The 13,757-nt window shown below is 73.0% G+C and carries 14 protein-coding genes; 6 read left to right on the top strand and 8 right to left on the bottom strand.

Translation table 11 applies throughout. From position 1 onward, the window contains the following. Positions 1–276: 276 nt before the first annotated feature. Positions 277–2,091, top strand: coding sequence for an ABC transporter ATP-binding protein (locus tag ACEPPI_RS25525; RefSeq protein ID WP_373917603.1), 1,815 nt, complete (start codon positions 277–279; stop codon positions 2,089–2,091). Positions 2,092–2,180: 89 nt separating this feature from the next. Here the strand turns inward: ACEPPI_RS25525 and ACEPPI_RS25520 are convergent, their stop codons facing one another. After that, positions 2,181–3,428: a sensor histidine kinase gene (locus ACEPPI_RS25520; protein ID WP_373917602.1), complete on the bottom strand. Its 1,248-nt coding sequence runs from the start codon at positions 3,426–3,428 to the stop codon at positions 2,181–2,183. Next, positions 3,425–4,081 carry a response regulator transcription factor gene (locus tag ACEPPI_RS25515; RefSeq protein WP_373917601.1) on the bottom strand — a complete coding sequence of 219 codons (657 nt, stop codon included), beginning with the start codon at positions 4,079–4,081 and terminating at the stop codon, positions 3,425–3,427. Before ACEPPI_RS25515 ends, ACEPPI_RS25520 begins: the two co-directional genes overlap by 4 nt. 184 nt (positions 4,082–4,265) lie before the next feature. On the opposite strand from ACEPPI_RS25515, the gene ACEPPI_RS25510 reads away from it, so the two are divergent. From ACEPPI_RS25510 to ACEPPI_RS25495, 4 genes are read left to right on the top strand one after another with little or no spacing between them, the layout of a single operon-like run. Continuing rightward, the gene (locus ACEPPI_RS25510; protein WP_373917600.1) at positions 4,266–4,793 is read left to right on the top strand and encodes a hypothetical protein; all 528 of its coding nucleotides are present in this window, start codon (positions 4,266–4,268) and stop codon (positions 4,791–4,793) included. Next, positions 4,790–5,953 carry a peptidoglycan-binding protein gene (locus ACEPPI_RS25505; protein ID WP_373917599.1) on the top strand — a complete coding sequence of 388 codons (1,164 nt, stop codon included), beginning with the start codon at positions 4,790–4,792 and terminating at the stop codon, positions 5,951–5,953. The genes ACEPPI_RS25510 and ACEPPI_RS25505 overlap by 4 nt, the downstream gene beginning before the upstream one ends. After that, positions 5,950–6,684 (top strand): ABC transporter ATP-binding protein, encoded by a 735-nt coding sequence (locus ACEPPI_RS25500; protein ID WP_373917598.1) that lies wholly within the window; start codon positions 5,950–5,952, stop codon positions 6,682–6,684. The genes ACEPPI_RS25505 and ACEPPI_RS25500 overlap by 4 nt, the downstream gene beginning before the upstream one ends. After that, positions 6,681–7,880, top strand: a complete 1,200-nt coding sequence (locus tag ACEPPI_RS25495; protein ID WP_373917597.1) for an ABC transporter permease — start codon at positions 6,681–6,683, stop codon at positions 7,878–7,880. The genes ACEPPI_RS25500 and ACEPPI_RS25495 overlap by 4 nt, the downstream gene beginning before the upstream one ends. Before the next feature lie 162 nt (positions 7,881–8,042). Here ACEPPI_RS25495 and ACEPPI_RS25490 read toward each other — a convergent pair whose 3' ends face one another. From ACEPPI_RS25490 to ACEPPI_RS25465, 6 genes are all read right to left on the bottom strand, one after another. After that, a complete protein-coding gene (locus ACEPPI_RS25490) occupies positions 8,043–8,549 on the bottom strand; it encodes a D-alanyl-D-alanine carboxypeptidase (protein ID WP_373917596.1) in 507 nt (168 codons plus the stop codon). 175 nt (positions 8,550–8,724) lie between these two features. Beyond that, positions 8,725–9,390, bottom strand: coding sequence for a DUF305 domain-containing protein (locus tag ACEPPI_RS25485; protein ID WP_373917595.1), 666 nt, complete (start codon positions 9,388–9,390; stop codon positions 8,725–8,727). A 63-nt stretch (positions 9,391–9,453) separates the two neighbouring features. After that, positions 9,454–9,873 (bottom strand): DUF6153 family protein, encoded by a 420-nt coding sequence (locus ACEPPI_RS25480; protein WP_373917594.1) that lies wholly within the window; start codon positions 9,871–9,873, stop codon positions 9,454–9,456. A gap of 70 nt (positions 9,874–9,943) precedes the next feature. Then, positions 9,944–10,723 carry a class I SAM-dependent methyltransferase gene (locus tag ACEPPI_RS25475; protein WP_373917593.1) on the bottom strand — a complete coding sequence of 260 codons (780 nt, stop codon included), beginning with the start codon at positions 10,721–10,723 and terminating at the stop codon, positions 9,944–9,946. A gap of 161 nt (positions 10,724–10,884) precedes the next feature. After that, positions 10,885–12,054 carry an NUDIX domain-containing protein gene (locus ACEPPI_RS25470; protein WP_373917592.1) on the bottom strand — a complete coding sequence of 390 codons (1,170 nt, stop codon included), beginning with the start codon at positions 12,052–12,054 and terminating at the stop codon, positions 10,885–10,887. 103 nt (positions 12,055–12,157) lie between these two features. After that, the gene (locus tag ACEPPI_RS25465) at positions 12,158–12,781 is read right to left on the bottom strand and encodes a LysE/ArgO family amino acid transporter (protein WP_373917591.1); all 624 of its coding nucleotides are present in this window, start codon (positions 12,779–12,781) and stop codon (positions 12,158–12,160) included. 69 nt (positions 12,782–12,850) lie between these two features. Here ACEPPI_RS25465 and ACEPPI_RS25460 point away from each other — a divergent pair, with 69 nt between their 5' ends. Next, complete coding sequence (locus ACEPPI_RS25460; RefSeq protein ID WP_373917590.1) at positions 12,851–13,756, top strand: LysR family transcriptional regulator ArgP; 906 nt, start codon at positions 12,851–12,853, stop codon at positions 13,754–13,756. Position 13,757: the final 1 nt, after the last annotated feature.

Here is a 13,757-nt window from a genome sequence, read left to right as displayed (position 1 = left end):
GTGGCGGCGGGGCGCACGGATGGGGGGGTTTTGGGGGTATAATTAAAAAACGAGGCGCACCGGAATAGTATTGTGGGGGGAGGGGGGGCAATATAAAAAAAAACCCCCCCCCCCCCCGCCCCCGTTTCCGGGACCGGGTCCGCCGGCAGGGCCGGCGCCGTGTCCCCCACACGGGAAAACGCGTGGACCGGGCGGGCATGCTCGCGGGACACTGCGGTTCCTGGCCCGCACCCGACGAGGTGACGGCGTCTCGCCCCACGAGGACGCAGGGTTGTGATGGGAACGGCTGAATCGTCCGAAGGTCCGACCGACAGGGGTCCGGTACTCCTCGCACTGCGCTACTACGGCCGCGAACTGGTCCGGCTCCGCCGGCTGGCGGGGCCGGCGATGCTGCTCCCGGCGCTGGGCAACATCGGCATCAACTACCTCGCGCCGCTGGTCGTCGCCAAGCTCGTCGGCCGCATCGCCTCGGGCGCCGGAGCAGGGGTCGGCCCGGCGCTGCCCTACGTGCTCGGCTTCGCCGGCGTCCTGTTGCTCTCCGAGGGGCTGTGGCGCCTCGGGCTGCACTTCCTGAACCGCGTCGACGCCCTCGGGATCGAGCGCCTGTACGTGATCGGCATGGACGAGCTGTTCGCCAAGGACACCGCGTTCTTCCACGACAACTTCGCCGGATCGCTGACCAAGCGGGTCCTGAGCTTCGCGTCCCGCTTCGAGGAGTTCGTCGACACGCTGACGTTCTCGGTGCTGGGCAGCCTCGTGCCGCTGCTGTTCGGATCGGTGGTGCTGTGGCAGTACGAACCGCTGCTCGTGGTCGGGCTGTTGACGCTCATCGTCTTGACGGCGGTGTGCGTGCTGCCCCTGATCCGGCGCCGCCAGAAACTGGTCGACCAGCGCGAGGAGGCGATCGCCCACGTGTCGGGCCACGTCGCCGACAGCCTGATGAACATGGACACCGTCCGGGCCTTCGCCGCCGAGGAACGCGAGGCCGCCGAGCACCGCTCGCGCGTCGCGCGCTCACGCCGGCTCATGCTGCGGTCGTGGGACTACGGCAACCTGCGCATCGACACGCTCGTCGCGCCGATGTCCGTACTGGCCAACGCGCTCGGCCTGTTGCTCGCCGTCGCGTTGGGCGGCGGGGCGCACGGCGTGGAGGCGGTGGTCGTCGCCTTCACCTACTTCGCCAACGCCACGCGGATCATGTTCGAGTTCAATCAGATCTACCGTCGCCTGGAGAGCTCGATGACGGAGGCCGCGCAGTTCACCGCACTGCTGCTGACCCCGCCCACCGTGGTCGACCCGGCCGCGCCGGAGCCGCTGCGCTCCCGGGCCGGCGACGTCCGTTTCGAGGGGGTGACCTTCGCCCACGGGGGAGGGGAGCCGCTCTTCGAGCGCCTCGACCTGGACGTGCCCGGCGGGACGAAGCTCGGCCTCGTCGGCCGGTCCGGCGGGGGCAAGACCACCCTGACCCGGCTGCTGCTGCGGATGACCGACATCGACGCGGGCCGGATCACGATCGGGGGCCAGGACATCAGCCGGCTGCGCCAGGCCGACCTGCGCGGCCAGATCGCCTACGTACCGCAGGATCCGGCGATGTTCCACCGCACGCTGCGCGACAACATCGCCTTCGCCCGGCCCGGTGCCACCGACGCCGAAGTCCGGCGCGCGGCCGAGGCGGCGCACGTCACGGAGTTCGCCGACGCCCTGCCGGACGGCTTCGCCACCATGGTGGGCGAGCGCGGCATCAAGCTGTCCGGCGGGCAGCGCCAGCGGGTCGCCCTCGCGCGGGCGATCCTGCGCGACGCGCCGATCCTGCTGCTCGACGAGGCGACCAGCGCCCTGGACTCCGAGAGCGAGCTCCTCGTCCAGGAGGCGCTGTGGCGGCTCATGGAGGGACGGACGGCGCTCGTCGTGGCGCACCGGCTGAGCACCGTGGCCGGCATGGACCGGCTCGTGGTCCTGGACCGGGGACGGATCGTCGAACAGGGAACGCACCAGGAGCTGCTGGCAGCCGAGGGCGCGTACGCGAAGCTGTGGCAGCACCAGTCGGGCGGTTTCCTCGACGAGGTTCCGGCCCGCTCGGACTCGCTCTGAGCCGGCCTTCCCGGAGGCAGGCGGCGATCATGGCCAGGTCGTTGGCGATGGACGGTGTCGGGCGCAGCACTGGGCCCTGTCCGGGAGGGTCACGTCGGCGGTTCGACGCGGGTTCGGAGGGGCAGGTCGACCCGGACCGTGAGTCCTCCGGCGGGGCGGGGGGTTGCGGTGACCTCGCCGTGGTGGGTGAGAGTGATCGCGCGGACCACGGCGAGTCCCAGACCCAGCCCCTTGCTCCGCCGTTCCGGGCCGCGCCGGAACGGCTCGAAGAGGCCGGGCACCTCTTCCGGGTCCAGGACCGGTCCGGTGTTGGCGACCTCGATGAAGGCCAGCCGGCCGACGACACCGGTGGTGATCGTCGCCGTGCCGCCCGGGTGGTTGTGGCGTACGGCGTTGGCCAGCAGGTTCAGTGCGATCTGCTGGAGGAGGGAGGGATCGCCCTCGACCGGCGCGGGTGCGGGGTGTGCGGTGATCCGGACCGTCGTCGTCCGGGCCTCTTCGGCGAGGTCCCCGACGGCACCCCCGGCGATGTCCGCGAGGTCGACCGGGTGCGGTGTCAGGTTCTGGCTCTCACCCCGGGCCAGGGTCAGCAGGGCGTCGATCAGGCGCTCGGTGCGTGCGTTGGCCTCCAGTGCGCGGTGCAGTGCGGGTTGCAGGTCCGGGGGGACCCGGCCCTGGGCCAGGGGGATCTCCAGGGCGGTGCGCTGCACGGTGAGGGGGGTGCGCAGTTCGTGCGAAGCGTGGGCGGTGAAGTGGCGTTGTGCGGTGAAGCTGCGGTCCAGGCGGTCGAGCATGGCGTCGAAGGTGTCGCCGAGTTCGCGGACCTCGTCGTGCGGTCCGCTCAGGTCGAGCCGTTCGTCCAGGGTGCTTCCGGTGCTGATGCGCCGGGCGGCGGCGGTGACCTGGGTGAGGCGGTGCAGTGAGCGGCGGCTGGCCCACAGGGCGAGCAGTGCCGCGAGGGCGGTGAAGAGGGCGAGGAGCAGGAGGGATCGGATCAGCAGGTCGTTGAGGACGCTGTGCTGGAAGTCCTCGAAGGCTTCGGAGGGGGTGGTGGGCATGGCCTCCGAGGTGCCCGGCGGCAGGGGGGCGGGGCTCTGTGCCGGATCGAGGGGTCCGGTGTCCGGGACGCCGGGAGGCTCGGCTGCCGGGAGGAGGTCGGCGGTCGGGACGACGAGGTAGCGGTTGTCCTCGATGAGCTGCCGCGAGCTCAGCCAGTTCAGGAGGAGCAGTCCTGCGCCGAGGACCGCGAAGAGCGCGGTGGTCGTCAGCGTCAGCCGCCCGCGCAGCGGCAGCCGGTACAGGGCGGGGCGGGTACGGGCCCGGTGGCCGCGGATCACAGCCGGTAGCCGAAGCCGGGGTCGTGCTGGATGAGCGGTGGTTCGCCCAGTTTGCGGCGCAGAGCGTGCACGGTGACCCGTACGGCGGTGGTGGCCGGGTTCAGTGCCGCGTCCCACAGCCTGTCCCGTAGTTCCTCGGTGTCGACGGGCGCGCCGTCCGCCCGCAGCAGCAGTTCCAGTACGCCGAGTTCCCTGGGCGTCAGCTTCAGCGGGCGGCCGTCGCGTTCGGCGACCCTGCGGACGGTGTCCAGGCTGACGCCGTGGCGGCTCAGCACGGTGGTGGCGCTGCCGTGGGAGGAGCGTCGGCCGAGGGCCCGGAGCCGGGCGATCAGTTCCAGGTAGGAGAAGGGCTTGGCCATGTAGTCGTCGGCGCCCTGGCCGAGGCCGTCGACCAGGTCGGAGAGGCTGTCGGCGGCGGTGAGCATCAAGATCCTGGCCGGATAGCCGGCAGTGTTCAGGGCCCGGCAGACGGAGTCCCCGCTCAGATGGGGCAGATCCCGGTCCAGGACCAGTACGTCGTATCCGGCGGCGGCCGTCATCTCCAGCGCGTGGGCACCGTCGTGCGCGACATCGCAGATCATGCCTTCCACACGCAGGCCGTCGGCCAGCATCTCGGCCAGCTCCACCTCGTCCTCGACGATGAGTACTCGCATGTCGTCCGTCCCGCTCCACTCGACCGTGCCGTGCGCTGCCCCGTCTGCGAACCCGCTGGTCAAGGATCCCTCGGACGACGTTAGCCACCGGTTAGGCGCAGCTCACCGATGGCTAACCCGGCACTGCGTAGAACTGGTGGACGTCATGTCACGTCATCTTCGAGATCCGGCAGGGAGCAGAAATATGCGCAGTCGAACCGGACGAGTCCTCATGGCGGCAGCCGCCGCGAGCGCGGCACTGGTGATGAGTGGCTGTTCCTCGCAGGAGGCCGCGCCCAAGGTCGCCGGGGGCGACGGATCGGGCAAGAGCAAACCGCAGGACGACAACGCGGTCCGCCGGGCCTGGGTGACCTGCATGCACGGTCAGGGACGCAACGAGGTCCAGCAGGACAAGGACGGCACCATCTTCACCCCCGCCACCGCAACCGGCGGCGATGCCGACGTCGCCGCGTACGAGGCGGCGGCCAAGGTCTGCGACGAGAAGGTGCCCGGCATCCACCAGGCCAAGGCGAAGATCAATCAGAAGTTCGTCGACGAGGCGCGTGCCTGGGTCGCGTGCGGGCGGAAGAACGGCTACTCGGAGCTCCCCGACCCCGACCCGAAGACCGGCGTCCTCCTCATCCCACGGCTGAAGTTCGACGCTGCCAAGTGGGACGCGATCCAGCCGGCGTGCAGCAAGCTGCCCGCGCCCGGCTACTCGATCGGCGAGTGACCGTGCCCGAGACCGTCGAGTCCGCCGCCCCCGTCGCTGCCGGTACGCAAGGCACCAGGCCGAAGAAGCGCCGCAGGACGGTCGTCCCGCTCGTCCTCATAGCCGCGCTCGCGGGGACCGCCGCGTGGGGCGCGACCCGACCCTGGGCGGGCAAGGGCTCCGTCGCCGAGCGGTCGTCCGCCGACCACGGAACGGTGGTGGTGGAGAAGGGATCGCTGTCCAGCGGCATCCAGGTCGCCGGGGCCCTCAGCTACGACACACCCACTCCCGTGGTCGGCTCCGGCCAGGGAACGATCACCGCCCTGCCCGCCGTCGGCTCCGCCGTCAAGGCGGGCGGCAAGCTCTACGAGGTCGACGGACGGCCCGTCGTCCTCATGACGGGGGACCGGCCCATGTGGCGTGAGCTGGGCCCCGGCGCGGGCGACGGCCCCGATGTGAAGCAGCTCAAGAGCAACCTGGTCAAGCTCGGCCACGCGGGCGGCCTCGGACTGGCCGTCGACGAGAAGTTCACGGAGGGCACCGCCACCGCCGTCAAGCGGTGGCAGAAGGCCCTGGGCGTGAAGGAGACCGGGACCGTGGCGCCCGGCAGCGTCGTCATGCTGCCGCTGGCCGCCGTGCAGGTGCAGAGGCTCGGCGCCCAGCTCGGTTCCGCCCTCGGGGCGGGGTCGGTGATGACCGTGAGCGGCACCGACCTCGTCGCGGTCGTACAGCCGGCAGAGAATCAGCTGTCCCAGTTCAAACCCAACGGCAAAGTGGTGGTCAACCTCTCCGGGGGCGGCACCGTCGAGGGGCGCATCCGCTCCCTGATCCGCGGCGGCGACGCCGGCGGAGGGGACGGCGGGGCCGGCGGGTCCGGCGGGGCCGGCGGTGGGGGTGGCCAGCAGAAGACCTCCGTCACCATCGTGCTGGACAGCCAGGAGAAGGCCCAGCCGGCCGGACCCTCCTCCGTGACGGTCAACGTCGTCGGCGAGACCGCCGCCGACGCCCTCATCGTCCCGGTCACCGCGCTGCTCGCCCTGGATGGCGGCGGCTACGGCGTCAAGGTCGTCGAAGGCGCCACCAGCCGACTGGTCAAGGTCCAGCTGGGACTGGTCGCCGACGCCAAGGCGCAGATCACCGGTGACGTGAAGAGCGGCGACCAGGTCGTGATCCCCAAGTGACCCTGACACCTACCCGGGGCCGGGTACCCGTGCTGGAGCTGACCGGCGTCGTCAAGGAGTACCCGGTCCCGGGATCGCCGCCGCTGCGGATCCTGCACGGCATCGACCTCACCGTCGAAGCCGGTGAACTCCTCGCCGTCGTCGGCCCCTCCGGCTCGGGCAAGTCCACCCTCCTCGCCCTCCTCGGTTCCCTCGACCGGCCCACCGCGGGCCGGCTGCGGTTCGAAGGACGCGACCTGTCCGGTCTCTCCGACCACGAACTGGCCGCGCTGCGCGCACACCGGATCGGCTTCGTCTTCCAGCAGTTCTTCCTGCTCCCCGGACTCACCACGGTCGAGAACGTCGCCACCGGCCTCCTCTACAACGGCACCCGGGACGCACGACGGCGCGAAGCGGCCGTCGAAGCCCTGCGCGAGGTGGGTCTCGGCCACCGCCTCGATCACCGCCCCGACCAGCTCTCCGGAGGGGAGAAGCAGCGCGTCGCGATCGCCCGCGCCCTCGTGGGCCGCCCCGCCCTGCTGCTCGCCGACGAACCCACCGGGGCACTGGACAGCGCCTCCGGCGCGGCCGTCGTCGACCTCCTGCGCGCCCTCAATGACAACGGCACCACCGTCGTCGTCATCACCCACGACCGCGACCTCGCCGCCTCCTTCCCCCGGCGCATCGGCATCCACGACGGCCGCATCGACTTCGACGAACGCCGCCCGCACCCCGCAGGAGCCGACCGATGACATCCACGTCTCCCCTGCGCCGGACCCGGCTGCGCCCAGCGGACCTGCTGCGCCTGGGCATGATCGGACCGCGCACCCGCAAGATGCGCACCGCCCTGTCCGCCCTCGGCATCTCCCTGGGCATCGCCGCCGTCATCGCCGTGACCGGCATCTCCTCCTCCAACCAGGCCCATCTGCTGGCCCGCCTGGACCAGCTCGGCTCCAACCTGATCACCGTCGGCCCCGGGAAGGACCAGAACCAGCAGCCCGTACCGCTGCCGTCCACGGCCGAGAAGATGCTCGCCAACATCGCTCCGGTGCAGCAGGTCACCGCGACCGGCGCCACCAAGGCCGAGGTCTACCGCAACGACCTGGTACCGAAGGAGCAGACCGGCGGCATCACCGTGCTGGCCGCCCGGCTGAACCTCCTCGACGTCCTGCACGCCACCCTGCGCAGCGGGAAATGGCTGGACAAAGCGAGCGAGAACCTTCCCGTGACCGTGCTCGGCGACCAGGCCGCAGAGCGCCTCGGTGTGACCGCGCCCGGCGAGCGGGTCTGGCTGGGCGGACAGCCGTACGTGGTCACGGGGATCCTGACACCGAACGAGCTGGCCCCCGAACTCGCCACGGCCGCCCTGGTCGGCTGGCCCCACGCGACGGCCCACCTGGGCGCGGACGGCACTGCTGTCACCGTCTACCTGCGCTCCCATCCCGAACGCGTCCCCGACGTCCAGGCCGTGGCCGGCGCCACCGCGAACCCCGCCAACCCGGGCAAGGTGGCCGTAAGCCGCCCTTCCGACCTCCTCACGGCACGCAACGAGACAGAGGGAGCACTCACCGGACTCGTCCTCTCCCTCGCCGGAGTCGCCCTGCTCGTCGGCGGGGTCGGCATCGCCAACACCATGGTCGTCGGTGTCATGGAACGCCGCGGCGAGATCGGACTGCGCCGCGCACTGGGCGCCAGGGGCGGACAGATCGCCGTCCAGTTCCTGCTGGAGGCGGTACTGATGGGCTTCATCGGAGGCATCGGCGGGCTGATCGTCGGCAGCCTCACCGTCTACGGTTACGCCCTGGCCCAGGGATGGCCGGCCTCCATCCCGCTCTACACGATCGTCGCCGGCCCCGTCGTCTCCGTCATGGTCGCCGCCCTCGCCGGCATCTACCCCGCCCTGCGCGCGGCCAAGGCCTCCCCGACGGACGCCCTGCGCTCAGCCTGAGGAGAGACCTGGAGCCGCACCGGTCCTTCCCCGGCCCCTCTGGTCCGGGGTGATTCCAGCAGCGGTGTCCAGGCCGATCGGGGTCCGCTCGTGGACGAACTCCCGCTCGGCTTCCGCCATCGCGGCGAAGACCGAATCAGCCCTTCTGGAGGTGGGCGGCGATCATGGCCAGGTCGTTGGCGATGGGGTGTGGTCGAGGTCGGTGTAGGCGACCGTGCCGTCGGGGGCGGTCCGGCCGCCCATCGTGAGGTCGCCCTGCGCGACCAGGTCCAGGTCGCCGGTCAGCGTGGAGCCGCGGCGCTCGCCGACCGCGTAGAGCGGGGTCACGAAGCGGTGGTCGGCGCCCAGCGTCCGCCAGGTTCCGGACACCACGAACAGCTTGGCCGTGGACCCGGGGATGAAGAACGTCTCGGGTGACAGGCTGTGCACCGCCCGGCCGCCGGCGGGGTCGGTCTCCAGGAGGTCCCACCGGGCGTGGCGGTACTCCGGCTTGTGCATGATCGCCGTGATCCGGGGGTCGAGCCCGCCGGCCGCGTCGTCGTCGGACGGCGCGGACGCCGTGGTGCCCGATCCGGCGGCCGGGCCCGAGGTCAGGGCCACGAGCGGCAGGGCCGCGCAACCGGCGGCGACGCGGCGCCCGAGGCATCGGGCCTTCGCTCCTCGCACCACAGCGCGCCCCCGTTCCTCGCGACGCTCGCCCGCCCGGGTCTGTGACCAGCGTGGCACGTCCCCGCAGGGGCCGCACATCACCCGTACGCCGACCCGGCCCAGGGGACCGGGTCCCGTCCGCGGACCCCCGCGGCGCGGCGCGCGGGCGCGGCGGCGCGGGGGTGCGGGGGTGGGATCAGCCCTTGGCGAGGAGGGCGTTCATACGGGTGATCTCGGCGCTCTGGGAGCTGATGATCGCGGCGGCCATGTCCTTCGCCGGACCGTACGCGCCCGCGGACTGCTCGGTGCGGGCCATGGCCACGGCGCCTTCGTGGTGCTTGACCATCATCCGGAGGAAGGCCCCGTCGAACTCCTTGCCGGAGGCCTTGGTCAGTTCGTCCATCTCGCCGCCCGTCATCATCCCGGGCATGGCGTGCCCGCCGTGACCGGCGTCGGCTGCGGGGACCTGCTGCCCCCAGGCCGTCAGCCAGCCCGAGAGGGTCTTGATCTCCGGGTCCTGCGCCTTCCTGATCTCCTCGGCGAGTGCCTTGACATCGGGCGATCCGGCGCGGGTCGCGGCCAGGTCGGCCATCTCGACCGCCTGGCGGTGGTGGGGGACCATCTCCTGGGCGAAGGCCGTGTCGGCGGCGTTGTTGCCGCCCCGGCCGGGCGTGGCGGAGGCGGAGGACGGCGCGGAGGGCGTGGCGGACGCCGGGGAGCCGACGGCGTGGCCGTCGTGCGTGGGGGCGCCCGCGGAGGAGTCCTTCGCGGAGTCGGTGCCGCAGGCGGCGAGCACGAGGGCGGCGGTCGCCGCCGCGGCCACGGCGGCGGTGCGGCGGACGAGGGAACGCTGGAAGGTCATGGTGGTGCTGCTCCTGTGCTGGGGTCTGAGGAATGGCTCGGCGGCACGGATGCCGGAGCCGTCTCATATGCGCAGGAGCTGCAGTTCGCTGAGGGAGGGAGGGGCGCGCCCCCGGACCGCGGACCCGGGTACGGTCCCGTGCGCGGCCGCTGCCACGGCCGGGAGGGTCCCGGGGGCGGGCGCCGGGGAGGGCAGGGCCGGGGCTCCGGCCGTGCCGGGCGCCGCGCAGGTCGGGTCGGCGTGCAGGCCGTGTCCGCCGGAGCCGCCCTCTTCGGGGCATGCGCAGGGACCGGCCGGGACGTGGTCCTCGGCCGCCCGGTGGGCGGCCGGTGCCGCCGCGGGCGTGGTGTGCCCGGAGGCCGGTGTCAGCGGCCCGGGGCCCAGGCCGTGCATGGCGACGATCCCGGTGAGCAGGGCGAACAGCAGGAACAGGCGCGCGGGCAGCCCGTGCCGCCCGTCCCGTCGCCGCGCCCGTGTGCTCATGCCCGCATCGTAGGCGACCGGGCGGGATACTCCAAAGGGGTAGGGGGTATGTGGGCGCGGTCGTCGGGTGTCAGGCCGGAGTGGCGCGGACGAGGACCAGGGAGCCCTCGTAAGCCGGGAGGCGGCGCAGGTGGCCGTGGCGCTCGTCCCAGGCCCCGGAGTCCAGGTCGCGGCGCAGGGATTCGGTGAACCGCCGGCGCACCCCGTCGTCGACGAAGCTCCACGCCGAACAGGCCTGGCGGGCGGCCGGGTCGAGGAGCATCTCGGGGCGGCCGTAGTACGCCTCGTTGAAACCGTCGGTGCAGTCCAGCGGAATCGGAACGGATTCCACGATCCCGGTGCCGCCGAGGGCGGCGGCCATGTCCTCGATCGGCGGGTAGCGGCGCGCCTCGGTGTCCAGTACCTCGGGCGCGTAGGAGTACAGCCAGAAGTCGCGCACCAGCTTCGGGTCGCAGGTCAGGATGACCACCGGGCCGCGCGTCACGCGCCGCATCTCGCGCAGGCCGGCCCGTACGTCGGTCCACTGGTGCACGCTGAAGAGGGTCATCGCGCCGTCGAACTCCCTGTCCGCGAAAGGCAGGTCCTCCGCCACGGCGTCGACCGCCCGGGACAGTCCGGCCGGGCGCTGGGCGCGCATCGCGCGGGAGGGTTCGACGGCGGTGACCGCGTGGGCGGCCGCCTCGTACGATCCGGAGCCGGCGCCCACGTTGATCACCGTACGGGCGTCCCCCAGGGCATCGGCGATGCGCCGGGCGATCCGGGGGTCCGGGCGCCGGTGGCCCGAGTAACCGCGGCCGATGCGGCCGTAGTCGACGTCTCCGGCACTGCCGTCCGCCCGGCGCTCGTTCATGGGGCCCACCTCGCTCGGTGCAGGAGTCGAAGGAGCGGCGCGTCGCCGGTCCGCCCTGCCTGTCCATATCGTGCATCTGCCACGTCAAATTCGGCAATGGGCTGGCAAATGCTTGGCTGAATAGTCGAATGGGGTGGTATTTGGTTGGGCGTTGTTCCGGCTCAGGGTGGCGTGGCGTGGCCCTTCGGCCGCTTCGCCTTCCTCCCCTCCTTCGCCTCCTTCGGTTCCTTCGGTCCGACCGGGCGCCCCTCGTGGAGTTCCAGCGGGCCCGAGCCCCGGGCCCCGGCCTTCAGGCAGGCCTTGATCTGACGGCGCAGCAGCGGCTTCACCAGGCCGCGCAGTTCGTCGCGGCGCGCCGTGCGCCACCGCAGCAGCTCGGACGGCTGCAGGCGGATCCGGGCGAGGACGTCCGGGTCGAGGACCCCGCCGTCGTAGAGGAAGCGGATCCGTGCCGGGAAACCGGGCCGGTGGGACCAGTTGACGGCGAGGAGGCGGCCCGGGGTCAGTTCCAGGCCGATCTCCTCGCGGACCTCGCGCGCGGCCGCGGCCCGGGGGGTCTCACCGAGGTCGCTGTCCACACCGCCGCCGGGCAGCAGCCAGCGGCCCGGTTCGCCGTAGCCGGGCTGTACGAGCAGGACCGCCCCGGCCCGATCGGTGAACAGCACGTTCGCGGCGGTGACGGCCTTGGGCCGGGCGGCGCGGTGGCCGGCCTCGTCGTAGCCGCCCGCGTGTTCCAAGGCGGCGCGGGCGGCCGGGTCGAGGCCGGCGGGGGAACCGGGCTGGGGGACGCCGCCGACCAGGTGGGCCAGGGAACCCGAGCGCAGCGCGGCCACGGCGGCGCGCAGCCGGGGGGCGATCCGGTCGGGGAGCCGCTCGGCTGCCTCCTCCGGGGTGAGCCAGTGGGCCCCGGTGATCTCCCCGTCGGCGAAGGAGATCCCCGCTATCCGGGCCGGGTCGAGCGGTCCGACCAGGTGGACGTGGACCACGAGCGAGCGGCCCGGCGCGCCGGGCGGGCAGGAGTCCACCGCGAGCAGCCGGCCGACCGGGACGGACAGGTCGAGCTCCTCCCTCAGCTCGCGGGCGAGCCCCTCCTCGGGGGTCTCGGTGTCCTCCACCGTGCCCCCGGGCAGTTCCAGGCCGTCCTTGTGGGACGTGGTCAGGACCAGGACCCGGCCCCGGAGGTCCAGCACCATCCCTGTCGCGGCGACGAGGGGGCCCGCCGGGCCGGCGTGGCAGGCGCGCACCGGTGCGGGGGAAGCGGGGGAAGGGGACGTGGCGGGCTCCGGTGACGGGGGCGGCGCGGTGGGGTCGGAGGACGGGCGGTCGGGCACGGCGGCGGCTCCTGGAGGCGGCGGCGAGCCGGGTACGGGCAGCACCCGGCCGTCAGGCATCAGTACCACGGCCGCCGGGCCGGCCGGGCGGCTCCGCCCCCGGTCAGGCCCGTGCCAGCAGCATGCCGCCCATCGTCACCATGGTGGCGGCCACCAGAGCGTCCAGCACCCGCCAGGCCCCCGGCCGGGCGAGCAGACCGCTCAGCAGCCGGGCGCCGTAGCCGAGCGCGCCGAACCAGATCAGGCTGGCGAGCGCGGCCCCGATGCCGAAGGCCCAGCGCAGGTCGCCCCGGTCCGCGGCCAGCGACCCGACCAGCAGGACGGTGTCCAGGTACACGTGCGGGTTGAGCCAGGTCATTGCCAGGCAGGTCAGCACCGCCGTACGGGCGGAGCCGGCGGCGGCGCCCTTCGCACTGAGGGCCGCGTCCGCGGAGGGGCGCAGCACCCGCCGCGCCGCGAGGAACCCGTAGCAGACGAGGAAGGTGCCACCGGCGATCGCGACGGCGGTCAGGGCGGCCGGCCAGGCGGTGACGAACGCGCCGACCCCGGCCACGCCGAGGGTGATGAGCAGCGCGTCGGAGACGGCGCAGATGGCGACCACGGCGAGCACGGCGTGCCGACGCGCCCCCTGACGCAGGACGAACGCGTTCTGGGCGCCGATGGCGACGATGAGGGAGAGGCCGGTGCCGAAACCGGCCAGGGCCGCTGTGGTGATGCCGTTGTTCATGGAACCGACCGTAGGCACGGCGTGGGGCCGCGTACAGCTAAAGATTTTTACGTACCATTAGCGCCTGTGATGGACGAGCTCCCCCTCGAACAGGTGCGGACCCTGCTCGCGGTCGTCGACGAGGGCACCTTCGACGCCGCGGCCTCCGCCCTGCACGTGACCCCCTCCGCCGTCAGCCAGCGGGTGAAGTCCCTGGAGCAGCGCACCGGGCGGGTGCTGCTGATGCGGACCAAGCCGGTGCGGCCGACCGAGTCGGGGGAGGTGGTGATCCGCTTCGCCCGGCAGCTCGCCCGCCTGGAGCGCGACGCGCGGGCCGAGCTGGGGATGGGCGCCGCCGACGGACTCGGCCCGGTGCGGCTGCCGATGGCGGTGAACGCGGACTCGCTCGCCACCTGGTTCCTGCCCGCGCTCACCCGGGTGCCGCAGGACCCGCCGGTCTGCTTCGAGCTGTACCGCGAGGACGAGGGCCATACGACGGCGCTGCTGCGCGAGGGCCAGGTGATGGCGGCCGTCACCTCCTCGCCGGACCCGGTCGCGGGCTGCACGGTGCGGGCGCTGGGCCTCGCGCGCTACCTGGCGGTGGCCGGCCCCGGCTTCGCCGCCCGGTACCTGACGGGAGCGCCGGCGCGGGACCTGTGCGAGGCCCCGCTGATCGTGTTCGACCGGCGGGACGAACTCCAGGACGCCTTCGTGCGAGGGCTGACCGGCGGCGCCGCGGGCGCCTCCCGGGCCCGGCACCACGTGCCGACCTCGGAGGGTTTCCGGGACGCGGTGGCCGCCGGGCTCGGGTGGGGACTGGTCCCGCAGACGCAGGCGGAGCCCCTGATCCGCTCCGGGCGGCTGCTGGAGCTGGCCCCCGAGCGCCCGCTGGACGTACCGCTGTACTGGCAGCAGTGGAAGCTGGACTCGCCCGCGCTGGCGCTTGTCGCGCGGGTGGTCGCCGAGAGCGCGCAGGAGGCCCTGCGGCCGGTGTGAG

Source organism: Streptomyces sp. AB3(2024) (genome assembly GCF_041862025.1).
Classification (GTDB): Bacteria; Actinomycetota; Actinomycetes; order Streptomycetales; family Streptomycetaceae; genus Streptomyces.
Note: the sequence above shows the minus strand (reverse complement) of the source record. Positions and strands in the feature narration are given on the sequence as shown.

Coding starts and splice junctions, on each gene's coding strand:
- ACEPPI_RS25525 (WP_373917603.1), top strand. CDS start 277: ATGGGAACGGCTGAATCGTCCGAAGGTCCGACCGACAGGGGTCCGGTA.
- ACEPPI_RS25515 (WP_373917601.1), bottom strand. CDS start 4,081: ATGCGAGTACTCATCGTCGAGGACGAGGTGGAGCTGGCCGAGATGCTG.
- ACEPPI_RS25510 (WP_373917600.1), top strand. CDS start 4,266: ATGCGCAGTCGAACCGGACGAGTCCTCATGGCGGCAGCCGCCGCGAGC.
- ACEPPI_RS25495 (WP_373917597.1), top strand. CDS start 6,681: ATGACATCCACGTCTCCCCTGCGCCGGACCCGGCTGCGCCCAGCGGAC.
- ACEPPI_RS25485 (WP_373917595.1), bottom strand. CDS start 9,390: ATGACCTTCCAGCGTTCCCTCGTCCGCCGCACCGCCGCCGTGGCCGCG.
- ACEPPI_RS25480 (WP_373917594.1), bottom strand. CDS start 9,873: ATGAGCACACGGGCGCGGCGACGGGACGGGCGGCACGGGCTGCCCGCG.
- ACEPPI_RS25475 (WP_373917593.1), bottom strand. CDS start 10,723: ATGAACGAGCGCCGGGCGGACGGCAGTGCCGGAGACGTCGACTACGGC.
- ACEPPI_RS25465 (WP_373917591.1), bottom strand. CDS start 12,781: ATGAACAACGGCATCACCACAGCGGCCCTGGCCGGTTTCGGCACCGGC.
- ACEPPI_RS25460 (WP_373917590.1), top strand. CDS start 12,851: ATGGACGAGCTCCCCCTCGAACAGGTGCGGACCCTGCTCGCGGTCGTC.